The organism is Curtobacterium pusillum (assembly GCF_013359865.1).
Taxonomy (GTDB): domain Bacteria; phylum Actinomycetota; class Actinomycetes; order Actinomycetales; family Microbacteriaceae; genus Curtobacterium; species Curtobacterium pusillum.
Map to the genome: position 1 here is coordinate 40,358 of NZ_JABMCE010000074.1, position 22,794 is coordinate 63,151.

General features: G+C 70.1%; 25 protein-coding genes. 19 read left to right on the top strand and 6 right to left on the bottom strand.

Translation table 11 applies throughout. The annotated features are described in order from the left end of the window. Positions 1-5: 5 nt before the first annotated feature. The 8 genes from HP507_RS08705 (at position 6) to HP507_RS08740 (ending at position 5,486) form a co-directional block, all read left to right on the top strand. Positions 6-269: a hypothetical protein gene (locus HP507_RS08705; protein WP_175351396.1), complete on the top strand. Its 264-nt coding sequence runs from the start codon at positions 6-8 to the stop codon at positions 267-269. 135 nt (positions 270-404) lie between these two features. After that, positions 405-794 (top strand): SseB family protein, encoded by a 390-nt coding sequence (locus tag HP507_RS18175; RefSeq protein WP_175351397.1) that lies wholly within the window; start codon positions 405-407, stop codon positions 792-794. 16 nt (positions 795-810) lie between these two features. Continuing rightward, on the top strand, positions 811-1,041 hold the full coding sequence (locus HP507_RS08715; protein ID WP_175351398.1) for a hypothetical protein: 231 nt from the start codon (positions 811-813) through the stop codon (positions 1,039-1,041). Between the two features lie 53 nt (positions 1,042-1,094). Continuing rightward, positions 1,095-2,624 (top strand): hypothetical protein, encoded by a 1,530-nt coding sequence (locus HP507_RS08720; RefSeq protein ID WP_175351399.1) that lies wholly within the window; start codon positions 1,095-1,097, stop codon positions 2,622-2,624. A gap of 19 nt (positions 2,625-2,643) precedes the next feature. After that, a complete protein-coding gene (locus HP507_RS08725) occupies positions 2,644-3,576 on the top strand; it encodes an NADP-dependent oxidoreductase (RefSeq protein WP_175351400.1) in 933 nt (310 codons plus the stop codon). 101 nt (positions 3,577-3,677) lie between these two features. After that, positions 3,678-4,244, top strand: coding sequence for a DUF805 domain-containing protein (locus HP507_RS18380; protein WP_175351401.1), 567 nt, complete (start codon positions 3,678-3,680; stop codon positions 4,242-4,244). A 103-nt stretch (positions 4,245-4,347) separates the two neighbouring features. Continuing rightward, a complete protein-coding gene (locus tag HP507_RS08735; protein ID WP_175351402.1) occupies positions 4,348-4,860 on the top strand; it encodes a DUF805 domain-containing protein in 513 nt (170 codons plus the stop codon). Next, positions 4,857-5,486, top strand: a complete 630-nt coding sequence (locus HP507_RS08740; protein WP_175351403.1) for a DUF805 domain-containing protein — start codon at positions 4,857-4,859, stop codon at positions 5,484-5,486. The genes HP507_RS08735 and HP507_RS08740 overlap by 4 nt, the downstream gene beginning before the upstream one ends. Positions 5,487-5,565: 79 nt before the next feature. Here HP507_RS08740 and HP507_RS08745 read toward each other — a convergent pair whose 3' ends face one another. The 6 genes from HP507_RS08745 to HP507_RS08770 all read right to left on the bottom strand — a co-directional run bounded on the left by HP507_RS08745 (position 5,566) and on the right by HP507_RS08770 (position 11,149). Next, positions 5,566-6,210, bottom strand: a complete 645-nt coding sequence (locus HP507_RS08745) for a TNT domain-containing protein (RefSeq protein ID WP_175351404.1) — start codon at positions 6,208-6,210, stop codon at positions 5,566-5,568. A gap of 63 nt (positions 6,211-6,273) precedes the next feature. Next, entirely contained in the window at positions 6,274-7,047 is a 774-nt protein-coding gene (locus tag HP507_RS08750; RefSeq protein ID WP_175351405.1) for a succinate dehydrogenase iron-sulfur subunit, read from the bottom strand. Between the two features lies 1 nt (position 7,048). Further along, positions 7,049-8,842: a succinate dehydrogenase flavoprotein subunit gene (sdhA, locus tag HP507_RS08755; protein ID WP_175351406.1), complete on the bottom strand. Its 1,794-nt coding sequence runs from the start codon at positions 8,840-8,842 to the stop codon at positions 7,049-7,051. A gap of 83 nt (positions 8,843-8,925) precedes the next feature. Further along, positions 8,926-9,372, bottom strand: a complete 447-nt coding sequence (gene sdhD / locus HP507_RS08760; protein WP_175351407.1) for a succinate dehydrogenase, hydrophobic membrane anchor protein — start codon at positions 9,370-9,372, stop codon at positions 8,926-8,928. Positions 9,373-9,384: 12 nt separating this feature from the next. Further along, positions 9,385-9,834 carry a succinate dehydrogenase, cytochrome b556 subunit gene (gene sdhC, locus HP507_RS08765; protein ID WP_175351474.1) on the bottom strand — a complete coding sequence of 150 codons (450 nt, stop codon included), beginning with the start codon at positions 9,832-9,834 and terminating at the stop codon, positions 9,385-9,387. A gap of 76 nt (positions 9,835-9,910) precedes the next feature. Then, the gene (locus HP507_RS08770; protein ID WP_246328606.1) at positions 9,911-11,149 is read right to left on the bottom strand and encodes a glycosyltransferase family 4 protein; all 1,239 of its coding nucleotides are present in this window, start codon (positions 11,147-11,149) and stop codon (positions 9,911-9,913) included. A 155-nt stretch (positions 11,150-11,304) separates the two neighbouring features. Between HP507_RS08770 and HP507_RS08775 the strand changes: the two genes are divergently transcribed. The 11 genes from HP507_RS08775 to HP507_RS08825 all read left to right on the top strand — a co-directional run bounded on the left by HP507_RS08775 (position 11,305) and on the right by HP507_RS08825 (position 22,794). After that, entirely contained in the window at positions 11,305-12,420 is a 1,116-nt protein-coding gene (locus HP507_RS08775) for a mannose-1-phosphate guanylyltransferase (RefSeq protein WP_175351409.1), read from the top strand. 199 nt (positions 12,421-12,619) lie between these two features. Next, positions 12,620-13,693: a BMP family lipoprotein gene (locus HP507_RS08780; protein ID WP_175351410.1), complete on the top strand. Its 1,074-nt coding sequence runs from the start codon at positions 12,620-12,622 to the stop codon at positions 13,691-13,693. A gap of 75 nt (positions 13,694-13,768) precedes the next feature. Then, a complete protein-coding gene (locus HP507_RS08785) occupies positions 13,769-15,289 on the top strand; it encodes an ABC transporter ATP-binding protein (RefSeq protein WP_175351411.1) in 1,521 nt (506 codons plus the stop codon). Then, a complete protein-coding gene (locus HP507_RS08790) occupies positions 15,286-16,659 on the top strand; it encodes an ABC transporter permease (RefSeq protein WP_376985143.1) in 1,374 nt (457 codons plus the stop codon). Before HP507_RS08785 ends, HP507_RS08790 begins: the two co-directional genes overlap by 4 nt. After that, positions 16,656-17,945, top strand: coding sequence for an ABC transporter permease (locus HP507_RS08795; RefSeq protein WP_376985141.1), 1,290 nt, complete (start codon positions 16,656-16,658; stop codon positions 17,943-17,945). Before HP507_RS08790 ends, HP507_RS08795 begins: the two co-directional genes overlap by 4 nt. A 228-nt stretch (positions 17,946-18,173) precedes the next feature. Next, the gene (locus tag HP507_RS08800) at positions 18,174-18,593 is read left to right on the top strand and encodes a cytidine deaminase (RefSeq protein WP_271207283.1); all 420 of its coding nucleotides are present in this window, start codon (positions 18,174-18,176) and stop codon (positions 18,591-18,593) included. Between the two features lies 1 nt (position 18,594). Beyond that, on the top strand, positions 18,595-19,884 hold the full coding sequence (locus HP507_RS08805; RefSeq protein WP_175351413.1) for a thymidine phosphorylase: 1,290 nt from the start codon (positions 18,595-18,597) through the stop codon (positions 19,882-19,884). Between the two features lie 155 nt (positions 19,885-20,039). Next, positions 20,040-21,152 carry an adenosine deaminase gene (locus HP507_RS08810; RefSeq protein ID WP_175351414.1) on the top strand — a complete coding sequence of 371 codons (1,113 nt, stop codon included), beginning with the start codon at positions 20,040-20,042 and terminating at the stop codon, positions 21,150-21,152. A gap of 3 nt (positions 21,153-21,155) precedes the next feature. Next, a complete protein-coding gene (locus HP507_RS08815; protein WP_175351415.1) occupies positions 21,156-21,602 on the top strand; it encodes a PTS sugar transporter subunit IIA in 447 nt (148 codons plus the stop codon). Next, the gene (locus HP507_RS08820) at positions 21,599-21,877 is read left to right on the top strand and encodes a PTS sugar transporter subunit IIB (protein WP_175351416.1); all 279 of its coding nucleotides are present in this window, start codon (positions 21,599-21,601) and stop codon (positions 21,875-21,877) included. The genes HP507_RS08815 and HP507_RS08820 overlap by 4 nt, the downstream gene beginning before the upstream one ends. A gap of 74 nt (positions 21,878-21,951) precedes the next feature. Continuing rightward, positions 21,952-22,794 (top strand): purine-nucleoside phosphorylase, encoded by an 843-nt coding sequence (locus HP507_RS08825; protein ID WP_175351417.1) that lies wholly within the window; start codon positions 21,952-21,954, stop codon positions 22,792-22,794.

The following is a 22,794-nucleotide window of genomic DNA, read 5'->3' on the forward strand; positions in this document are numbered from 1 at the left end:
CAGTCGTGCAACTCATCGGAAAGGGGCGCAGTGCGACCCCGGGTGAGTCGTGGGGTGCGGTGGAGTCGACGTCCGACGCCGTTCGACGGGATCTCGAGGAGATCATGCGCGATTACAAGACCCTGTCGCAGATCGACTGGGCGTCCGTCGACAACGACTTGATCCGTGGAATGGACCTGTTCAAGGAAAACTTTTCGCGACTCCACCCCGAGCTCGACTCGGCAGCGTTCGATGCGCTCGAGTGGAAGTTCTCCTGGGACTGGCGTTGAATGATCGAGCGGAACCGTGGCGGCGTGACGGGTCACCCGAGTCAGCCCGGCGACCGCGCTCACGGTGCTCGAACCCTCGCGGTGCTGCGCCGTGCACCAACTGCGGTTGACCACCGAGAGCAACAGGGAGCAGACGTGCCAGGCAGCTCCACACCGCCGAGTCTTATCGACGAGGTCCAGGCAGCCAGCTCGGGCGATGTGGACTTCCGGGGCCAACTCGGGACGTTCGTGGTCGCGAAGGTCGTCGTCCCGTCCGGCGCAGCGCTCGACGACGGCCTCGGTGCGTTCGAGCCCGTGACCTACGCCGTGGGCGCGGCCACGTACGTGGCGGTGTTCACCACGTTGGAGCGGGCGTCCTCGCTCGGAGACATGGTGCCGTACGCGACGACGATGAGCGGCCTGGACGTCCTCCGCCGTGTCCGACCTGGCGGCGGTGTCGTGATCGATCCGGGGTCGGCCGACGGCTTCCAGATCGACCCCGAGGTCGTCGAGTCGATCGTGGCCAGTGCGCCGCGGAACAGCTGACGGGCCACCGCAGCTGATGCCCGAGACGATCCAGTTCCACGATCAGGGGTGCGCGTTCTGTCGTGAGTTCTGGATCTCGAACTCTGACCAGCCGAAGTTGATCGGCGTCAGCCTCGAGTACCAGTGCCACCTCTACCGGTGTGGTGTCTGTTCCTCGTGGTGGGAGTACGGCTCGAACTACCCGCACGTCATCGACGAGGACCTGGCGCACCGCATCGCGGTGACCGTCGAGCCCGGTTTGTCGTGACGGGTCGCACGAGTCTGCCCCACGAGCGCGCCTTCAGTGATCGAACACTCGCCGTGCTGCGCAACCTCCTCGCACGCGTGGGGTTCGACGATGCGACGGTGCAACCCGACCGGGTGGAGTTCGGCGACCTCGAAACGCGCTTCCGGTACGACGTGCTCCCCGAGGGAGTGGTGGAGCGTGGGTTCTCGCGCGGCGTCGTCACGGAGACCGGCACGGTCTTCGACGCTCCGGAGGATGCCGCGCGGTACATCGCGCTGCAGGCCGTGCGAGAGCTCCGCGCTGCGGAGGGGCTCTCGACGGAGGAGTGGGTCCGGCGGACCGTGGACGATGTCCCCGCGGGCACGTCGGCGACCGTCGACGGCTCCGTGGTCACGGTCACGCGGACCTCGGACGACCCACCGGAGCAGTCGAGGTTCAGCGTGCGCCGCAGCCGGGACGCCGCCGCGTTCGCGACGGTGGCGAACGTCGAACTCGAGTCGATCGTCTGGTGTGGGCTGCAGGCTGACTCGATCCGGGCCTTCGAACTCGCCGGCGGTCCTCGGGAGTTGAGCACGGACGATGCTCCGCACGCGCCAGCGCTCGGCCACCTGACCGGCAACAGACCGGACGCTCCGGCAACCCTGGACGGCATCCGGCGGGGCCCCGAGACGCTGTTCGAATGCGGCGACCACGAGGTGGCCCTCCTGATCGACCGAGGGCCGACGGGCGTCGACCTCATCGAACGGTCGCGGGGCACCGAGTCCGTCGTCGCCTCGTGCTCGCACGTCGACGATGCCGAGCGGCTGGTCATCGCGTTCCGGCGGTCCACTGACATCACGATCCCGTTGGACGCAAGTCTCGCCTGTCCTCAGCTACCGGTCGGGGTGGTCGATGCATCCGACGACGCAGCGGCAGTGTTCACGTGGCGTTCCCTCGCAGACGGCGAGACGCGCTGGGTCCGACGGCTCGTACCGCCGTCCGGGCGCTCGTTCGCCTCCGCTGCCGTCGTGCGGATGATGTGGTTGCGGGACATCCCGGTGAACGCGATCGTGGCGATGCTCGTCGAGCACGACCGGGCACGGCTCCAGCCGGCAGGGCGGCCCGGTGTCACGCTGTCCGCCGAAGCGCTGGTCCGTGCGTTCACCCGGGGTCGCACCGGGTACCGCGACGACGCGCAGAGCTCGATCGTGTGCGCGGAACTCCGCCGGCTGGTCGTGGAGAACCTCCTGCCGGAGGCGTGTTGGGAGCCCGTCCGCAGTGCCGTCCACGGGACCCACATGGACAGCTGGTCGTCCGGGCTCCCCGTCGACGACCGCTACGAGCGGCTGTGGCCGTTGTTCGAGGGCGCTCCACCACCGTTCACCGACACCGACGTCGCCTCGGTGGACCCCGAGGTCGCCGTCGCAGCGGTCGAGTACGGCGTCACCGTCGTGTCCGGCGAGCCTCGTGTCACGCGACGGGTGCCGTTCGGCGCGGAACCCGTCATCGAAGTCTGGGGCGGCTCCTCGTGGCTCGCCCGCCCGGGGATCGCGTTCGGCCGGCCGTTGGATCGACCGGCAGCGGTGCGGCTCGCCGGCTGGCCGCGCCCAGACGCGTTCGGGTGACCGGCGTAGCGTCCGACCCATGACGAAGCACTGGGTGGCCCCGCGGTTCGGTGGCAGCGAAGTCCTCGAGTACGTCGACGTCGAGGTCCCTGCGCCCGGACCGGGCGAGGTCACGATCGACGTCCGCGCCGCCGGCATGAACCCCGCCGACACGAAGCACACCCGGCAAGGGGATCCGTCCGACCTGCCGATCGCCGTCGGCTACGAGGTCGCCGGGGTCCTCAGTGCCGTCGGCCCGGACACCGAGATCGCCTCCGGCGGGGGAGCCGTCGGCGACGTAGTCCTCGCCTTCCGCGTCGCCGGCGGATGGGCGGAAAGGATCACGGTGCCCGCTGCGGACGTCTTCGCGAAGCCCGCCACGCTCGGCTTCCCCGAGGCGGCGAACCTCCTGCTCGCCGCCGCCACGGCGGCCGACATGATCCGCGTCACGCGCGCCGAGGGGCGCGACACGGTCGTCGTCCACGGCGCGTCCGGTGCGGTCGGGGTCAGCCTCCTCCAGCTGCTCCGCCCGCTCGGCGCGCGGGTCATCGGGACCGCCTCGGAGCGCAACGCCGACACCGTCAGACGCTTCGGTGGCGAGTGGGTCGCGTACGGCGACGGCCTGGAGACGCGGATCCGTGAACTCGCACCGTCCGGTGTCGACGTGGCACTGGACTGCGTCGGGACCGACGAGGCCGTCGACGTCTCGCTCGCGTTGGTCGCGGACCGGGGCCGCATCGTGACGATCGCTGCGCAGGGTCGAGCGGCGCGCGACGGCTTCCCGGCTGTGGGTGGCGGGCAGCCGGAGAGCAAGGCGTTCCGGGACTCGGTGCGCCAGCGGCTGATCGACCTCGCGGGAGCGGGCGAGCTCGAGGTGCCCGTCGCGCGGACCTTCCCGCTCGCCGAGGCCAAGGCGGCCGCCGAGTTGCTGGAGTCGCAGCACCCCGGCGGCAAGCTCGCGCTCATCCCCTGAGCGGGCCGGGTCCTCCGCTGGGGTGACGCGCTCGCGGGCGTGGACGTGCTTGACTCTGTGTGCATCGACAGCGTGTGCACGCAGCCGAAAGGATCGAACTCGTGAGCAACCAGTACCCGCCGCCGTACGGCCAGAACCAGGACCCGTACGGCCAGCAGCCGTACGGGCAGCAGCCGTACGGCCAGCAGCCCTACGGCCAGCAGCCGTACGGCGGGCAGAACCCGTACGGTGTGCCGACGCCGAACGGGCAGCAGCAGCAGGGGCAGCCCCCGCTCTGGGCGCCCTGGTACGGGATCCCGTTCCCGCAGGCGTTCCTGCGCTTCTGGAAGAAGTACGTCCGGTTCGACGGCCGCGCGAGCAAGAGCGAGTACTGGTTCTGGGCGCTCTGGTACGTCATCGGGTCCGTGGCGGTCGGCATCGTCGGATCGGCGTTCGGTGGGCTCCCCTTCGCGCACGACTGGTCGAGCCAACTCGTCCGGCTCTGGGGCCTCGCCACGTTCATCGGGTTCATCGCCCTGACCGTGCGTCGGCTGCACGACGTGAACCTCAGCGGCTACTTCGCGCTGTTCTTCATCATCCCGCCGATCGGGGTGCTGTTCTCGCTCATCGTCGGCCTGATCGGCACCGTTCCGCACGGCCAGCAGTACGACCGACCCGATCGCGGCTGACCGTCGGTCCGCCGTCCCGACACCCCCGTCACGAACTGACGGGGGTGTCGTCGTTCTGGTTGAATCTGAGCCGACACTGTCAGCCGACACACAGGGGGACCCCGTGAGTGACCAGTACCCGCCGCAGAACCCGTACGGGCAGCAGCCGACACCGACCGGACCCGGGGGTGAGCCGCCGCTCTGGGCGCCGTACTACGGCATCTCGTTCGGCGGGGCGATCTCGCGGTTCTTCAAGAAGTACGCGACCTTCAGTGGTCGTGCGAGCCGGAGCGAGTTCTGGTGGTGGTACCTGGCGAACGTCATCGTGGCGTTCGTACTTTCCATCATCGCGGTGATCGGCGTCGTGACCTCCGACATCCAGGTCGACTCGTCCACGGGGCAGACCACCGGCTCGTTCAGCGGGCTGTACTGGATCGCGGTCGTGATCTCGATTCTCTGGGGGCTCGCGGTCCTGGTGCCCAGCCTCGCGCTCGGGTGGCGTCGGCTGCACGACGCGAACCTCTCCGGCGCGCTGTGGATCATCGCGATCTTCGTGAACATCGTCGGGCTTGTGTTCGGACTCCTGCCGTCGAACCCCGCGGGGGCTCGCTTCGAACGCCCGGAGCGAGGACGATGACGAACGACGGCACCCCGCAGTGGGGACCGCCGAACGGCGAGCAGCCGTACGGCCAGCAGCCTCAGTACGGCCAGCCGCCTCAGTGGGGCCAGCAGCAGTTCGGCGCGGCGCCCCAGTACGGCCAGCCCTACGCGCAGGTCCCACAGCCGATCCCGGTCGGACCGGACGGAACCCCACCGCTGTGGGCCCCCTGGTACGGCGTCGGGTTCTTCGACGCCTTCATCCGCTTCTTCAAGAAGTACGCCCGGTTCGACGGACGCGCCAGCCGCAGTGAGTACTGGTACTGGATCCTCGCCAACGCGATCGTGACGATCGTGCTCTACGGCGGGTTCATCGCCGTGCTCCTCTCCTGGAGCGCGGGCCACTCGTCCACCGATGAGTACGGGTACACCCGCACCGAGGGCACGCCGCCGTACTGGGCGTTCGCCCTGCTGATCCTCTTCGGAGTGTGGTGCATCGGTACGATCGTGCCCAATCTCGCACTCTCCTGGCGCCGGATGCACGACGCGAACCTGCCCGGCCCGCTGTGGCTGGTCTCGTTCATCGCGAGTCCGGCCGCGATCGTGTTCGGCTGCCTGCCGGCGAACCCGGCGGGAGCGCAGTACGACCGCCCCGACCTCGGGTAGCAGCAGCACGACGAAGCGGCCCTCCCCGTCAGGGAAGGGCCGCTTCGTCGTGCTCGTGGCGTCGCGCAGCGACGCGGGGTCAGACCACCCGGAGGCGGGAGAGCGAGCCGTCCACGACCAGGTCCCGCACCGTGACGGACGGATCCGCCGTCTGGAACCGGAGCGCGCCTCCAGGCTGTTCGAACCAGGGCTGCACGAACCTGACCGTCACCAGGAACGGCCGCTCCACCAGGTAGCGGTGCGTCTCCGGCGCCGCGGCCACGTGCGGCGGCAGCGACCGCTGTGGCACCGGGGTGTCGAGCGGGTGCAGGAGGTAGCCGTCCGGGCCGCCGATGCGGTCGACGGGGACGCCCGCCGGGATCTGGATGGTGAGGCCCTGCTCGCCGGCCTGCGCGACCTGCTGCGCGAGCTGCGGGTACGTCGACGCCGCGCGGTCCCGGATCCCGTCGAGCTCGTACCGGGGGATGTCGCGGGGCGCGGGGAACGGGCGGTTGAGGAACCGGCGGAGCATCTCCACGGCGTCCTCTTCGCGCCGCGCGGTCGCGAGCCGACGTGCGGTGCCGTAGTCGACGACCTCGAGCGCGAAGTCGCCCGCGTGCTCGGCAGGCACGATCCGCAGCGCGCCTTCGACGGGCGGCTCGTGCAGTGTCTCTCCTGGGAGCTGCACGTAGCGGATCGTGTAGCCGAGCTGGTCGAGGATGGGGCGGGTCTCCGCGAACGTCATGGAGCGGAGCCTATCGGTGGTGTCTCGGGCGAGCCTTGGACGACGCCGAGCGTCGGACCGGGGTCACGCCTTGCCCCGCATGACGGCCTGCTTGACCTCGGCGATCGCCTTCGTGACCTGGATGCCTCGGGGGCAGGCGTCCGTGCAGTTGAAGGTCGTGCGGCAGCGCCACACGCCCTCCTTGTCGTTGAGGATGTCGAGCCGCACGTTCGCGGCGTCGTCGCGGGAGTCGAAGATGAAGCGGTGCGCGTTGACGATCGCGGCCGGCCCGAAGTACTGGCCGTCGGTCCAGAACACCGGGCACGACGACGTGCACGCGGCGCAGAGGATGCACTTCGTGGTGTCGTCGAAGCGGGCACGGTCCGCGACGGACTGCACGCGCTCCTTGCCCTTCTCCGGCGCCGTGCTGGCCTGCAGGAACGGCTGCACCTCGCGGTAGGACTTGAAGAACGGCTCCATGTCGACGACGAGGTCCTTCTCGAGCGGCAGGCCCTTGATCGCCTCGACGTAGATCGGCTTCGACACGTCGAGGTCCTTGATGAGCGTCTTGCACGCCAGACGGTTCCGGCCGTTGATGCGCATCGCGTCGGACCCGCAGACGCCGTGCGCGCAGGAGCGGCGGAACGTCAGCGATCCGTCCTGCTCCCACTTGATCTTGTGCAGGGCGTCGAGGATGCGGTCCGTCGGCAGCATCATGACGTCGAAGTCCTGCCAGCGCGGCTCGTCGTCGACGTCCGGGTCGAAGCGGCGGATGATCACCGTGACGGGGAACGATCCGGGAGGGGCGTCCTGCACGGTGTCGGTGCGGGGTGCGTCGGAGACCAGGGTGTCGGTCATCTCAGTACTTCCTCTCCATCGGCTGGTACCGCGTCACGACGACTGGTTTCCAGTCGAGGGTGATGTGGTCGTCGGCGAGTGACGAGTGCGGGTCGCCCGTCAGGTACGCCATGGTGTGCTGCATGTAGTTCTCGTCGTCGCGCTTCGGGTAGTCGTCGCGCATGTGGCCGCCGCGCGACTCCTTGCGGTTCCGGGCGGAGTAGACGACGACCTCGGCGAGGTCGAGCAGGAACCCGAGCTCGACGGCTTCGAGCAGGTCGGTGTTGAACCGTTTGCCCTTGTCCTGCACGGAGACCTGCAGGAAGCGGTTCCGGAGCTCGTGGATGGTCTCGGTGACACGGGCGAGGGACTCGTCGGTGCGGAACACCTGCGCGTTCTTGTCCATCTCGTCCTGCAGCTCCTTGCGGAGCACGGCGATGCGCTCGGTGCCGGTGGAGGCTCGGAGCTGGTCGAGCATGTCGCGGACGGCGGCCTCGGGGTGCTCGGGCAGCGGGAGGAACTCGGCCGTCTTGACCCACTCCGCGGCGTTGTTGCCGGAGCGCTTGCCGAAGACGTTGATGTCGAGGAGCGAGTTCGTGCCGAGACGGTTCGAGCCGTGCACGGAGACGCACGCGCACTCGCCGGCGGCGTAGAGGCCGGGGACGACGGTGGTGTTGTCGTACAGGACCTCGGCGTTCGTGTTCGTCGGGATGCCGCCCATCGCGTAGTGCGCGGTCGGCATCACCGGGACGGGTTCCACGACGGGGTCGACGCCGAGGTAGGTCCGGGCGAACTCGGTGATGTCCGGCAGCTTCGTCTCGAGGACCTCGGCACCGAGGTGCGTGCAGTCGAGCAGCACGTAGTCCTTGTTCGGCCCGGCGCCGCGGCCCTCGGCGACCTCCTGCACCATGCAGCGGGCGACGATGTCGCGCGGCGCGAGGTCCTTGATGGTGGGGGCGTACCGCTCCATGAACCGCTCGCCCGAGGCGTTGCGGAGGATCGCGCCCTCGCCGCGGGCACCCTCGGTGAGCAGGATGCCGAGGCCGGCGAGTCCGGTCGGGTGGAACTGGAAGAACTCCATGTCCTCGAGCGGGAGCCCGGTGCGCCACACGATGCCCACGCCGTCACCGGTCAGGGTGTGCGCGTTCGAGGTGGTCTTGTACATCTTGCCGAAGCCGCCGGTCGCGAAGATCATCGCCTTGGCGTGGAAGACGTGCAGCTCGCCGGTCGCGAGCTCGTACGCGACGACGCCGGCCGGCTGCTTCCGGGTGACGCCGTCCTCGCCGACGACGTCGACCATGATGAGGTCGAGCGCGTAGAACTCGTTGAAGAAGTTCACGCCGAGCTTCACGCAGTTCTGGAACAGCGTCTGCAGGATCATGTGGCCGGTGCGGTCCGCGGCGTAGCAGGCCCGGCGGACGGGGGACTTGCCGTGGTCGCGCGTGTGCCCGCCGAAGCGACGCTGGTCGATCTTGCCCTCGGGCGTGCGGTTGAAGGGCAGGCCCATGTTCTCGAGGTCGATGACGGCGTCGATCGCCTCCTTCGCGAGGATCTCGGCGGCGTCCTGGTCGACGAGGTAGTCGCCGCCCTTGATCGTGTCGAAGGTGTGCCACTCCCACGAGTCCTCTTCGACGTTCGCGAGGGCCGCCGCCATGCCGCCCTGCGCCGCACCGGTGTGCGAGCGCGTCGGGTACAGCTTCGAGATGACGGCGGTGTTCGCCTTCGGGCCGGCCTCGATGGCGGCACGCATGCCGGCACCGCCCGCGCCGATGATGACGATGTCGAACTGGTGGTGGTGAACGGTGGTCTCGGTCACTGGGGCCTTTCAGGAAGTGGTGGCCGCGCCGGCAGGGTGTGGGCGGGCGGGCGGGTACGAGGTCGCGGCGACGCTGCGAGCGACTACTGCGCCGGGCAGAACGACGGCAGGTCCGCGGCGGCGGCGCCGGCGGGGCACGGGTCGAACGTCCAGCACACGAGCAGGCCGAGGACGACCAGCACGACGCAGGCGATGAGGATCGCGACGAGCAGGGTCTTCCGGATGCCCGGCTTCGACACGTAGTCGTTCACGATCGTCCGCATGCCGTTCGAGCCGTGGATCAGCGCAAGGACGAGCATGAGCGAGTCCCACACCTGCCAGAACGGCGACGCCCACTTGCCGGCGACGAACGCGAAGTCGATCTGCTTGACGCCCTCGCCCGCCACCATGTTGACGAAGAGGTGGCCGAAGATCAGCACGACGAGCAGAACGCCCGAGCCGCGCATGTAGATCCAGCCCCACTTCTCCCAGTTGGTGGTGCGACGGGCTGCTGCTGCCGAGCGCGGGGGCTCGATGGTCTGCGTGGTCATCTTCGTTGCCCCCTAGTTGAAGTCCGCGACGAGGTTCATGAGCTGGCGCGGCAGGAAGCCGGCGATGGCGATCACCCAGAGGACGATCACGATCCAGAACATGGCGCGCTGGTACTTCGGGCCCTTCGACCAGAAGTCGATGAGGATGATCCGCAGCCCGTTGAACGCGTGGAACACGATCGCCATCACGAGGGCGATCTCGCCGAGGTTCATGATCGGCGTCTTGTACGTGCCGATGACCGCGTTGTACGCCTCGGGGGAGAGCCGCACGAGAGCGGTGTCGAGGATGTGCACGAGCAGGAAGAAGTAGATCGCGACACCGGTGATGCGGTGCAGGACCCAGGACCACATGCCGGTCGAGCCGCGGTACAGGGTGCCCTGCGGCGTCCGAGAGGCACGCGGCGCCTCGATCGTCACATCGGGCACGGCGGTCGCCGTACCCCCTCCGGTCTGCTCGGCCATGAGCGCGCCCTCCCATAGGACGGGCTCGCCGATCGGCGAGCCCTTGCCGTTCGTGTTCGTTCGGAACACGACCATCCTATGCGCGCGCGCCGACCTTCTCGTTCCACCCGGTCCGGGCACCCCGGGTCGTGGCGGGCGGCGCACCGATCGTGCGGGCCGTGTCGTGGTGCTCGAGGAGCTCGTCGCCGATCGCCTCCCACGTGGTCCCCTCGACCCGCAGGCGCCCGGCCGACCCCATCCGCTCGGCGAGTGCGCGGTCGCGGTGGAGGCGCAGGACGGCCCGGCGGAGCGCCTGCGGTTCGTCCGGGTCGTACAGTTCGCCGTCGAGTCCGGGAGCGACGAGGTCGAGCGGACCGCCGGAGGCGGGCGCGACGACGGGCAGGCCGCTCGCGTGCGCCTCCTGCAGGGTCTGACCGAAGGTCTCCGCCGGACCCGTGTGCACGAAGACGTCCAGTGACGCGTAGGCGTCCGCCAGCGCGTCGCCGCGCAGCGGGCCGGTGAAGGTCACGTCCAGGTGGCGCAGCCGACGCTCGAGCACGGGCCTGGAGGGACCGCCTCCTGCGACCACGAGCCGGATGCCGGGGATGCCGCCGAGTTCGGCGAGCCGCTCGACCTCCTTCTCCGGTGCCAGCCGACCCACGTACCCGACGATCGTCTCGCCACCCGGCGCGATGCGCCGGCGGAGCGCGCGGACGTGCGCGGCGTGCCGGCGGGACGGGTGGAAGAGCTCGGTGTCGACGCCGCGGCCCCACCGCGTGACGCGGGGCACGCCCTCGTCGGCGAGCATGGCAGCGGTCGCGCTCGACGGGGCGAGCGTCAGCGACGCGCCGGCGTGGATCCGCCCGAGGATCCTGCGAACCAGCGGGACGGTCGCGGTCAGGCCGTTGCGGCGGGCGAACCCTGCCACGTCGGTCTGGAAGACGGCGACGGAGGGGATGCCGAGCCTCCCGGCAGCCGTGATCGCGCGTCCGCCCAGCAGGAACGGACTGGCGGCGTGCAGGACGTCGGCGCCGGAGGCGGCGAGGATCGTGTCGAGCACGGGGTGGGGGAGGGCGACCGGGAACTGGCGGTACGCGACCGCGGGGATCCGGTGGACGTCGAAGGAGCGGTAGTGCTCCACCTCGGTCCGGGAGCGGAACTGCGCGATGCCGGGGGTGTCCGGCGCGATGACGACCGCGCGGTGACCGCGGCGCTCCAGGTGGTCCAGGACCGCCAGGACGCTGGTGGTCACGCCGTTGAGGGTGGGCAGGAAGCTCTCGGTCACGACGGCGACGGTCCGTTGGGACGTGCCGCGCTCCACGCTGCGTGCGTTCATGGCGAGGCCCATGCTGCACGCGTCGCGTGACCCGGTGGGGCCGTCGACGTGAACGGAGCGCGCGCACGCGGTGAACAGGCCGTGCGGGTCCCCGCATGCGGGAATCCTGCGGGGGACGCCCAGGAACGCCCTCGACCGCCCGGTACGGTGAGCGGGTGGCAGACGCACTCGAGGACTTCTACGCGATCATCCCGGCCGGCGGGATCGGATCACGGCTGTGGCCGCTCTCGCGCGCGGACGCGCCGAAGTTCCTGCACGACCTGACCGGTTCGGGCACGTCGCTGCTCCGCCAGACGTGGGACCGGCTCGCACCGCTCTCCGGTGACCAGCGCATCATGGTCGTCACCGGTCGGGCGCACCGCGCCGCGGTCGAGTCGCAGCTGCCCGGCATCGAGGACCACAACGTCGTGCTCGAGAGCGAGCCGAAGGACTCCACGGCGGCCGTCGGTCTCGCCGCCGCCATCCTCCGGCGTCGCGAACCGGACGTCGTCATCGGCTCGTTCGCGGCCGACCACGTCATCGGCGACGAGCGCGGTTTCCGTCGCTCCGTGCGCGAGGCCGTCGCCGCCGCCCGCGCCGGGTACGTCACGACCATCGGCATCACGCCCACCGAGCCCGCGATCGGCTTCGGGTACATCCACGCTCACGGCGACACCCTCGGCATCGAGGGCGCCCCGACGGCGCACGCGGTCCGGTCGTTCGTCGAGAAGCCCGACCTCGACACCGCACGCTCCTACGTGGAACAGGGCACGTACCTGTGGAACGCGGGCATGTTCATCGCCCGCGCCGACGTGCTGCTCGCCGAGATCGGCCGGACGAAGCCCGAGCTGCTCGCCGGGCTCGAGGAGCTCGCGGAGGCGTGGGACACCTCGGCCCGCGGCGCCGTCGTCGACGCGGTGTGGCCCGGCCTCGAGAAGATCGCGATCGACTACACCGTCGCGGAGCCCGCGGCCGCAGCCGGACGCATGGCGGTCGTCCCGGGCGACTTCGACTGGGACGACGTCGGTGACTTCGCGTCCCTCGCGAAGCTGCAGTCCGGCGGGCGGGCGAACAACCTCGCGGTGCTCGGCGACGGAGCGCGCATCCTCGCGGACTCGTCGAGCGGCATCGTCGTCGCGCACAGTCAGCGGCTCATCTCGCTCATCGGTGTCGAGGACATCGTCGTCGTGGACACCCCGGACGCCCTCCTCGTCACGACGAGCGAGAACGCCCAGCGGGTCAAGGGTGTGGTGGATGCGCTGAAGATCAGCGGTCGCGGCGACGTCCTGTAGCGCTCCACCACAGTGACCCCCCGTTCTGGGGGTGCGCGCATGACTCCCCGTTACGGGCGCGTTACGGCGCGGTCGCGATCCCGTAACTGATCCACAGACCGATCAAAGGTCGTTCTGCACCGGCCGGGCGGTCGTGTACTGTCGCCACGATCGCCCGGAACGCACGTGGTCCGGGCACGCTCCCCGGAGGAACCCACCCGTGACATCTCGTACCCGTCAGGTCCTGCTGAGCTCCCTCGCGCTCGCCGGCACCGTCGCCGTCCTCGCCGGTTGCTCGGCCGCCCCGTCCGACACCGCGTCGGCCAAGAAGACCGACTTCCGTCCCTGCATGGTCTCCGACGCCGGCGGCTTCGACGACAAGTCGTTCAACCAGCTCGGCTACGAGGGTCTCCAGGACGCTGCCAAGGACCTCGGCGCGACCTACAAGAAGGCGGAGTCCAAGGACGCGACCGTCTACGACTCGAACATCGAGCAGCTCGTCGGCCAGAACTGCAACCTCATCGTCACGGTCGGCTTCAACCTCGCCGACGCCACGAAGAAGCAGGCCGCGGCCAACCCCGGCACCGACTTCGCGATCATCGACGACAACTCGATCGACGCGAAGAACGTCAAGCCGATCACCTTCGACACCTCGCAGGCGGCGTTCCTCGCCGGCTACGCGGCCGCCTCGTACTCGAAGAGCGGCGTCGTCGGGACCTTCGGTGGCATGCAGATCCCGACCGTCACGATCTTCATGGACGGCTTCGCGGACGGCGTGAAGTACTACAACGAGCAGAAGAACAAGGACGTCAAGGTCGTCGGCTGGAACGTCGACAGCCAGAAGGGCTCCTTCACGGGCGGCTTCGAGGCCGGCACCCAGGCCAAGGCCGTCGCCCAGACGCTGATCGACCAGGACGCGGACGTGATCCTCCCCGTCGGCGGCCCCATCTACCAGTCCGCCGCCGAGGCGATCAAGGACGCCGGCAACGGATCCGTGCTGATCGGTGCGGACAGCGACCTCTACGAGGCCGACCCCCGGTACAAGGACATCGCGTTCACGTCCGTCGAGAAGGGCATGCGGCCCGCCACGAAGGACGTCGTCGAGCAGGCCGCGGACAAGAAGTTCTCCAACGAGCCGTACGTCGGCACGCTGAAGAACGACGGCGTCGGCATCGCGCCGTTCCACGACTACGCGTCGAAGGTCGACAAGGGCCTCCAGAAGGAGCTCGACACCATCAAGTCGGGCATCATCGACGGCTCCATCAAGGTCGAGACCAAGGCGACCGTCAAGTAGTCCGGTGAACGCGGGCGGGGGAACGTCCCTCGCCCGCGTTCCCGTGCGCCGATCACAGAAACAGACCCTGACACCATGAAGCTCGAACTCCGCGGCATCACGAAGCGGTTCGGCCCCCTCGTCGCCAACGACCACATCTCGCTCACCGTCGAGCCGGGTGAGGTCCACTGCCTCCTCGGGGAGAACGGCGCCGGCAAGTCGACCCTGATGAACGTCCTGTACGGCCTGTACCAGGCGGACGAGGGCGAGATCCTCCTCGACGACGTCGTGCAGGACTTCGACGGTCCCGGTGACGCCATGCGCGCCGGCATCGGCATGGTGCACCAGCACTTCATGCTCGTGCCGGTCTTCACCGTGGCCGAGAACGTCATGCTCGGGCAGGAGCAGACCACGTTCGGCGGCCGGCTCGACCTCGCGGGCGCCCGGAAGCGCGTGCGGGAGATCTCCGAGCGGTTCGGGTTCGACGTCGACCCCGATGCCAAGGTCGAAGACCTCCCCGTCGGCGTGCAGCAGCGCGTCGAGATCATCAAGGCGCTGTCCCGCGACGCCTCGGTGCTGGTGTTCGACGAGCCGACGGCCGTCCTCACCCCGCAGGAGACCGACGAGCTGATGGGCATCATGCGCCAGCTCCGCGAAGCGGGCACCGCCATCGTCTTCATCACGCACAAGCTGCGCGAGGTGCGCGAGGTCGCGGACCGCATCACCGTCATCCGGCTCGGCAAGGTCGTCGGCGAGGCATCGCCCACCGCGACCAACAACGAGCTCGCCGCGCTCATGGTCGGCCGCGCCGTGTCCCTCGTCGTGGACAAGGAGCCGTCGACTGGCGGCGAGGACGCCCTCGTCGTCGAGAACCTCACAGTCACCGACCCCTCCGGCATCGTCCTCGTCGACGACGTCTCGTTCACCGTCCGCCGCGGCGAGGTCCTCGCCATCGCGGGCGTCCAGGGCAACGGCCAGACCGAGTTGACCGAGGCGATCATCGGCCTCGAGCCCGTGCGCACCGGCCGGATCACCCTCGACGGACGCGAGCTCACCGGCCGCAGCGTGAAGCAGGTCCTCGACGCGGGCGTCGGGTTCGTGCCCGAGGACCGGAAGGAGGACGGTCTCGTCGGTGAGTTCACCATCGCCGAGAACCTCATGCTCGACCGGGCGGACCACGCCGAGTTCGTCCGCGCCGGCACCATCCGGTCGGCCGAGCGCGACGCGTTCGCGGACGAGAAGATCGCCGAGTTCGACATCCGCACCCCGGGCCGCTCAACCGCCGCTGGTCGGCTGTCGGGCGGCAACCAGCAGAAGATCGTGCTCGCCCGCGAGCTGAGCCGGGAACTGCGGCTCTTCGTCGCGGCGCAGCCCACGCGCGGTATCGACGTCGGCTCGATCGAGTTCGTGCACAAGCGCATCGTCGCCACCCGCGACACCGGCGTCCCGGTCATCGTCGTCTCCACGGAGCTCGACGAGGTCGTGGCGCTCGCCGACCGGATCGCCGTGATGTACCGCGGCGCGATCGTCGGCATCGTCCCCGCGGACACCCCGCGAGACGTCCTCGGCCTCATGATGGCCGGGGAACTCCCCGAAGGAACGGAGCTGGCAGCGTGAGCACCACGCCAGAGAACACGCAGCCGGAGACCCCGCAGCAGGAGACCCCACAGCCGGGCGGCACCCCGCAGACCGAGGCGCCCACCGACGACCGCCTGCAGGACGTCGAGACCACCCCGCACCTCATGACGGACTCCGCCGACGACACCGAACGTCGTGACGGCGGCGACCGCTGGCAGGCCGCCCTCCAGGGCATCCTGAACGGCTCCGCCCTCGTCACGGTCCTGGCCGTCGTGCTCGCCCTCATCGCCTGCGGCATCCTCATCGCCCTCACCGACGAGAGCGTCCGCGCAGCCGCCGGGTACTTCTTCGCCCGCCCAGCCGACACCTTCCGGGCGATCGGCACGGCGGTCGGCGGCTCCTACGCCTCGCTGTTCGAAGGGTCGGTGTTCAACTTCGGCGCCGCCTCCTTCCAGCAGGCGATCGTCCCGCTCACCCGCTCCATCGACTACGCGGTGCCGCTCGTGGCCGCCGGCCTCGGCGTCGCGCTGGCGTTCCGCGCCGGCCTGTTCAACATCGGCGGCCAGGGCCAGATCCTGATGGGGGCCGCGGCCGCCGGCTGGGTCGGGTTCTCGTTCGACATGCCCGCCGTGGTCCACATCCCGCTCACCATCGTCGCCGGCATCGTCGGCGGTGCGGTGTGGGGCGGCATCGTCGGTGTGCTCAAGGCCCGCACCGGCGCGCACGAGGTGATCGTCACGATCATGCTCAACTACGTCGCGCTGTACCTCGTGAGCTACCTGCTCCGCACGCCCGGTCTCCTGCAGGCCCCGGGCAGTACGAACCCGATCTCGCCCGCCACGAAGGACAGTGCGGTGCTGCCGGCGCTGTTCGGTCCGCGGTACGGCATCGACCTCGGCTTCGTCGTGGCGATCATCGCGGTCGTCGTGGTGTGGTGGCTCGTCAACAAGTCGTCGCTCGGCTTCCGGTTCCGCACCATCGGTGAGAACCCGCGCGCTGCCCGCGTGGCGGGGATGAGCGTGCCCGCCCTGACGATCTGGGTGCTCGTCATCTCCGGTGCCCTCGTCGGGATCGCCGGTGCGTACCAGGTGCAGGGCGCCGTCACGACCGGGTTCACCTCGGGCATCGACGCCGGCATCGGCTTCGACGCGATCACCGTGGCGCTGCTCGGCCGCTCGAAGCCGTGGGGGGTGTTCTGGGCCGCGATCCTGTTCGGCGTCCTGAAGAACGGCGGCTACGCCATGCAGGCGGCGAACGGCATCCCGATCGACATCGTGGGCGTCATCCAGGCCCTCATCGTCCTCTTCATCGCGGCCCCGCCGCTCGTCCGCGCGATCTTCCGGATCCCGCAGCCGGGCGCTCGCCGTCGCGTCGGCACGAAGAACAGCAAGAAGGCGGTCGCCGCGTGAGCACCATCAGCCCCACCGCGGCGCCCGCGTCGCCCCTCGCCGGCCGTCCGGTCGAGACCACCCGCAGCTGGAAGCTCCCGATCGGGTACGCCGTCTTCACGGTCCTCGCGCTCGTGCTCTTCGCGCTGCTGCCCCGCACCGGGACCACCACGTTCCGGCTCGCGAACGCCGGCGACTTCTTCGCCCTCCCGGACGTGCCGCTGCCGGCCGTGGGGACCGGGATCGTCGTGGTCGTCCTGCTGGCGATCCTGACGGTCTACGCGCTGATCGAGACGCGGTCGCTCCGTCGGGTGCCGATCTGGGTGACCGCGGTCTTCGCCGTCGTCTTCGTCGTCGGGTTCCTGACCTGGGCCGCCGCCGGCAAGGCCCTGCCGATCCCCGGCCTGCTGCTCGGTGCACTGAGCCTCAGCGTCCCGCTCGTGTTCGGTGCCCTCGGCGGCGTCATCTCGGAGCGCGTCGGCGTCGTGAACATCGCCATCGAGGGCCAGTTCCTCGCGGGCGCGTTCAGCTCCGCGATGGTCGCGTCGATCACCGGTTCGCCGTGGGTCGGCCTCGTCGCGGCGCTCGTCGCGGGCATGCTCGTGTCGTTCATCCTCGCGGCGTTCAGCATCAAGTACCTCGTCGACCAGGTCATCGTCGGTGTCGTCATCAACGCGTTCATCTCGGGTCTGACCGGCTTCCTGTACTCGCAGGTCCTGTCGCCGAACGAGACGACGCTGAACATCGGCGTCCGCTTCCCGATCATCCCGATCCCGGTGCTGCACCAGATCCCGGTCATCGGCCCGGTCTTCTTCGAGCAGCGGGTCACGGTCTACCTGGCGTACGTCGCGGTCGCGGTGGTCACCTTCGGTCTGTTCAAGACCCGATGGGGCCTGCGTCTCCGCGCGGTCGGCGAGCACCCGCAGGCGGCCGACACGGTCGGCATCGACGTCACCAGCACGCGGTTCTGGAACGTGTCGCTCGCCGGTGCGATCGCGGGCCTCGGCGGTGCGTACTTCACGCTCGACGCGGTCGGTCCGTTCACCAAGGACATGACCGCCGGCGCGGGCTACATCGCGCTCGCGGCGGTCATCTTCGGCCGGTGGGACCCGATCAAGGCCACGCTCGCGGCGCTGCTGTTCGGCTTCGCGTCGAACCTGCAGAACACGCTGGGCGCGATCAACTCGCCCGTCCCGAGCGAGTTCCTGCTCATGCTGCCGTACGTGGTGACGATCTTCGCGGTGGCCGGCCTGGTCGGGCAGTCGCGCGGTCCCGCCGCGTCCGGCAAGCCGTACATCAAGAGCTAGACCCACTCGCAAGACGCCGGTGTTCGTGGACGGAACCCACGCATGCGGGTGTTCACCGCACGAACACCGGTGTTCCGCGCACGACATGACGGCCAGGAGGCATGGCACATGACCGACACGAACGCTGCGGGTGACCAGGCGGTCACCGCTACCCCCGAGGCGGAGCCCACGCCTGGGCCCACGCCGCCGGTTCCGGAGCAACGCGCCAGCGGCGGTCCGGCCGTGCCGGTGGGGAGCCTCCAGGAGGACGTGGACTGGACCGCGTTGCGGACCGCAGCGACGGCAGCGATGCGACACGCGTACGTCCCGTACTCGTCCTTCCCGGTGGGGGCCGCGGCCCTCACCGAGGACGGCCGGATCGTGTCCGGCTGCAACGTCGAGAACGCGTCCTACGGGCTGACCCTCTGCGCGGAGTGCGCGCTCGTGTCCCAACTGCACATGACCGGCGGCGGCAAGCTCGTCGCGTTCGCGTGCGTCGACGGCGACGGCGCGACCCTGATGCCGTGCGGGCGCTGCCGGCAGCTGCTGTTCGAGCACTCGGCCGAGAGCATGCTCCTCGAGACCGTCTCCGGCATCCGCACCATCGACGAGGTCCTGCCCGACGCGTTCGGCCCGCGGACCGTCGCCGCCTACCGGCAGGAGCACTGACATGGCCGTCGAGCCGTTCGACACCGTCGACCTCATCCGCACGAAGCGTTCCGGCGAGCCCCTGGGCACCGCCGAGATCGACTGGCTCGTCGACGCCTACACCCGTGGCTACGTCGAGGACCCGCAGATGGCGGCGATGGCGATGGCGATCTTCCTCAACGGGATGGAGCGGCGGGAGATCAAGGACCTCACGCTCGCGATGATCGCGTCGGGGGAGCGGATGTCGTTCGGCTCGCTCGGCAAGACCACTGTCGACAAGCACTCGACCGGCGGGGTCGGCGACAAGATCACCCTGCCGCTCGCGCCCCTCGTCGCGTCGTTCGGCGTCGCGGTGCCACAGCTGTCCGGGCGCGGGCTGGGGCACACCGGCGGGACGCTCGACAAGCTCGAGTCGATCCCGGGGTGGCAGGCGTCGATCACGAACGACCGCATGCTGTCGATCCTGTCCGACGTCGGTGCGGTGATCTGCGCCGCGGGCTCCGGACTGGCCCCTGCCGACAAGAAGCTGTACGCGCTGCGTGACATCACCGGCACCGTCGAGTGCATCCCGCTCATCGCGTCGAGCATCATGTCGAAGAAGATCGCCGAGGGCACGGGCGCGCTCGTGCTCGACGTGAAGTTCGGGTCGGGGGCGTTCATGCCTTCGTACGAGGCATCGCGCGAGCTCGCGCAGACGATGGTGGACCTCGGGAACGACGCCGGGGTCGCGACCTCGGCGCTGCTGACCGACATGGAGGTCCCGCTGGGCGGGACGATCGGCAACGCGCTCGAGGTGCGGGAGTCGGCCGAGGTGCTGGCGGGCGGCGGACCGTCCGACGTCGTCGACCTGACGATCGCGCTCGCCACCGAGATGCTCACGCTCGCCGGGCTGCCCGACGCGGACCCGGCGGCGGCACTGGCGGACGGGCGCGCGATGGACACCTGGCGTCGGATGATCTCCGCCCAGGGCGGCGATCCGGACGCGCCGCTGCCGGCGGCCCGGGAGCAGCACGTCGTGCGGGCGCCGTCCTCGGGTGTGCTCGCCACGCAGGAGGCCCTGCCGTTCGGCATCGCGGCCTGGCGTCTCGGGGCCGGCCGTGCGCGCGCGCAGGACCCCGTGCAGGCGGGCGCCGGCATCGAGCTGCACGTCAAGCCCGGGGACACCGTCGCCGAAGGGCAGCCGCTGTGGACGCTGCACACCGACGAGGCCGCCCGGTTCGAGCGGGCGCTGGAGTCGCTCGAGGGGGCGTGGTCGATCGGTGGGTCGGCTGAGGAGCGTGGACCGATCGTGCGGGACCGGATCTCCGGCTGACCGCCTGGCCGGCTGTCCGGCTGTCCGGCTGATCGGCTGGCCGCCCGTCCGGCTGGGCGTTCGTCGTCCACATGTGGCGAGCCTCCAGCCAGTTCTCCACAAACCTGTGGGACGTCACCTGCGCGGCCGGCGCGACCACCGATAGCCTGGATCGCATGAGCGCCGACGCCACGACCTACCGCCTGCCCGACGCCGGAGCGGTCATCAACGACCTGCCGAAGGTCTCGCTGCACGACCACCTCGACGGCGGTCTGCGTCCGGCGACGATCGTCGAACTGGCCGGGTCAGCGGGCGTGGACCTGCCGACCACCGACCCCGACGCGCTCGGCCAGTGGTTCGCCGACCAGTCGAACTCCGGCTCGCTCGTCGAGTACCTGAAGACCTTCGACGTGACCACCTCGGTCATGCAGACGGCGGAGCAGTTGCATCGCATCGCGAAGGAGTTCGTCGAGGACCTGGTCGCCGACGGCGTCGTCTACGGCGAGGTCCGGTGGGCGCCGGAACAGCACCTGCAGGGCGGGCTGACGCTCGACGAGACGGTCGAGGCGGTCCAGGCCGGCATCGAGGAAGCCGTCGACGCGGCGGGCGGGTCCATCCGCGTCGGCCAGCTCGTCACGGCGATGCGCCACGCCGACCGGTCGCTGGAGATCGCCGAGCTCGCCGTGCGCCACCGCGACCGGGGTGTCGTCGGGTTCGACATCGCGGGGGCTGAAGCCGGGTTCCCTGCGTCGAACCACCGCGCCGCGTTCGACTACCTGGCGTCGGAGCTGTTCCCCGTGACGGTCCACGCCGGTGAAGCCGACGGGCTCGCCTCGATCCGTTCCGCGCTCGTCGACGGTCGCGCACTGCGCCTCGGCCACGGCGTCCGGATCTTCGAGGACGTCACGCTCTCCGACGCCGGCGACGGCTCGACCCTGGCCTCGCTGGGCGAGGTCGCCTCGTGGGTGCGCGACCGCGAGATCCCGCTCGAGGTCTCGCCGTCGTCGAACCTGCAGACCGGCGCGATCGCGGCGTGGGGCGACGACCTCGCCGACCACCCGTTCGACGTGCTCTACCAGCTCGGCTTCCGCGTGACGGTCAACACGGACAACCGCCTGATGAGCGGCACCTCGCTGTCGAAGGAACTGGCGCTGCTCGCCGGCACGTTCGGCTACGACCTCGACGACCTCGCGGCGTTCCAGATCAACGCGGCGCTCGGTTCGTTCCTGCCGCTCGAGGACCGCGAAGAGATCATCGCGACCATCACGGCCGGGTACCAGGAGGCGTAGGGCATGCCACTGCCGCCGCTGCCGGACGAAGCCGTCGTGCTCGGGGCGACCGTGTCCTCCTGGCGCGAGGCGCTCCGGGTGGCCGGCGGCGCCCTCGTGTCCTCGGGCGCAGCCACCGACCCCTACACCGAGGCCATGATCGGCATGGTCGAAGAGCACGGGCCGTACATCGTCATCTCGCCCGGACTGGCCTTCGCGCACGCCCGGCCGGGGCCCGCCGTGCTCCGCGACGGGCTGTCCGTCGTGACGCTCGCCGAACCCGTGACGTTCGGGCACCCGCACAACGACCCGGTCCACGTGGTGCTCGGTCTCGCGGTTGCCGGGGTGGGAACGCACCTCGAGTCCATCGGGGAGATCGCCAACCTGTTCAACGACGCCACCGTGACCGGACGGATCGCGGCGGCGACCACGGCGGACGAGGTCCGCGCGATCATGGGGGTGTCCGCGTGAAGATCGTGACCATCTGCGGCGCGGGCATCGGCTCGAGCGGGATCCTCAAGGTCAACGCCGAGAAGGCGCTCGACGCGCTCGGGTTGCAGGCATCGGTCGTGGCCGCGGACGTCGCGTCCGTGCGGCACGTGTCGGAGGACGCCAACGTCATCCTGACGAGCCAGGAGTTCGTCGAGGCCATCGGGGACACCTACGCCGAGGTCATCGTGATCCGGAACCACTTCGACCAGGGCGAGATCACGGCGGCGGTGGACCGAGCGCTCGGCGAGCACTGAACGGTGCGGGTGTGTGGCGCGCTGCGCGTGCGGTGCTCGCCCGAGCAGTGTCGTGCTCGCCCTAGCATGGGGGCATGAGCACGGAGAACCCGCTGAACGACCCCGCCGCCGACCCGTTCGAGGTCGCGCGCGACGCCGCCGAAGTCATCGCTTCGAAGTCGGGGATCGATCGCCACGACATCGCACTGACCCTCGGCTCCGGGTGGGGCAAGGCAGCGGACCTCATCGGTGAGACCGTGTCCGAGATCCCCGCCTCCGAGGTCCCGGGCTTCAGCGCCTCGGCGGTCCCCGGCCACTCGGGCACGGTCCGCTCGATCCGCCTCGCCGACGGTCGCCACGCGCTCGTCATCGGCGCACGCACGCACTACTACGAGGGCCACGGCGTCCGCCGGGTCGTGCACAGCGTCCGCACCGCCGCGGCCACGGGTGCGTCGATCATGGTCCTCACGAACGGCGCCGGCGGCGTCAAGGAGCACTGGAAGCCGGGCACACCCGTCCTGATCAGCGATCACATCAACCTCACCGCGGACAGCCCGCTCGAGGGCGCGACGTTCGTCGACCTGACCGACCTGTACTCGGCGCGGCTCCGTTCGGTCGCGCGCGGCGTGGACCCGACGCTCGACGAGGGCGTGTACACGCAGTTCCGCGGCCCGCACTACGAGACGCCGGCCGAGGTCCGGATGGCGAAGACCATCGGCGGCCACATCGTCGGCATGTCCACGGCGCTCGAGGCGATCGCCGCGCGCCAGGCGGGCATGGAGGTCCTCGGCTTCTCGCTCATCACGAACCTCGCCGCGGGCATCCAGAAGACGCCGCTGTCCCACGCCGAGGTCCTCGAGGCCGGACGCGAAGCGGAACCGGTCATCGCCGACCTGCTCGCCCGCGTGGTGACGGCACTCGGGTCGGACACCCTGTGA

Bases quoted from the DNA above. Each gene is read 5' to 3' on its own strand.
- HP507_RS08715 (WP_175351398.1), top strand. From the start codon at position 811: ATGCCCGAGACGATCCAGTTCCACGATCAGGGGTGCGCGTTCTGTCGT.
- HP507_RS08725 (WP_175351400.1), top strand. From the start codon at position 2,644: ATGACGAAGCACTGGGTGGCCCCGCGGTTCGGTGGCAGCGAAGTCCTC.
- HP507_RS08740 (WP_175351403.1), top strand. From the start codon at position 4,857: ATGACGAACGACGGCACCCCGCAGTGGGGACCGCCGAACGGCGAGCAG.
- HP507_RS08745 (WP_175351404.1), bottom strand. From the start codon at position 6,210: ATGACGTTCGCGGAGACCCGCCCCATCCTCGACCAGCTCGGCTACACG.
- HP507_RS08750 (WP_175351405.1), bottom strand. From the start codon at position 7,047: ATGACCGACACCCTGGTCTCCGACGCACCCCGCACCGACACCGTGCAG.
- sdhD (WP_175351407.1), bottom strand. From the start codon at position 9,372: ATGACCACGCAGACCATCGAGCCCCCGCGCTCGGCAGCAGCAGCCCGT.
- sdhC (WP_175351474.1), bottom strand. From the start codon at position 9,834: ATGGCCGAGCAGACCGGAGGGGGTACGGCGACCGCCGTGCCCGATGTG.
- HP507_RS08770 (WP_246328606.1), bottom strand. From the start codon at position 11,149: ATGAACGCACGCAGCGTGGAGCGCGGCACGTCCCAACGGACCGTCGCC.
- HP507_RS08785 (WP_175351411.1), top strand. From the start codon at position 13,769: ATGAAGCTCGAACTCCGCGGCATCACGAAGCGGTTCGGCCCCCTCGTC.
- HP507_RS08805 (WP_175351413.1), top strand. From the start codon at position 18,595: ATGGCCGTCGAGCCGTTCGACACCGTCGACCTCATCCGCACGAAGCGT.
- HP507_RS08810 (WP_175351414.1), top strand. From the start codon at position 20,040: ATGAGCGCCGACGCCACGACCTACCGCCTGCCCGACGCCGGAGCGGTC.
- HP507_RS08815 (WP_175351415.1), top strand. From the start codon at position 21,156: ATGCCACTGCCGCCGCTGCCGGACGAAGCCGTCGTGCTCGGGGCGACC.
- HP507_RS08825 (WP_175351417.1), top strand. From the start codon at position 21,952: ATGAGCACGGAGAACCCGCTGAACGACCCCGCCGCCGACCCGTTCGAG.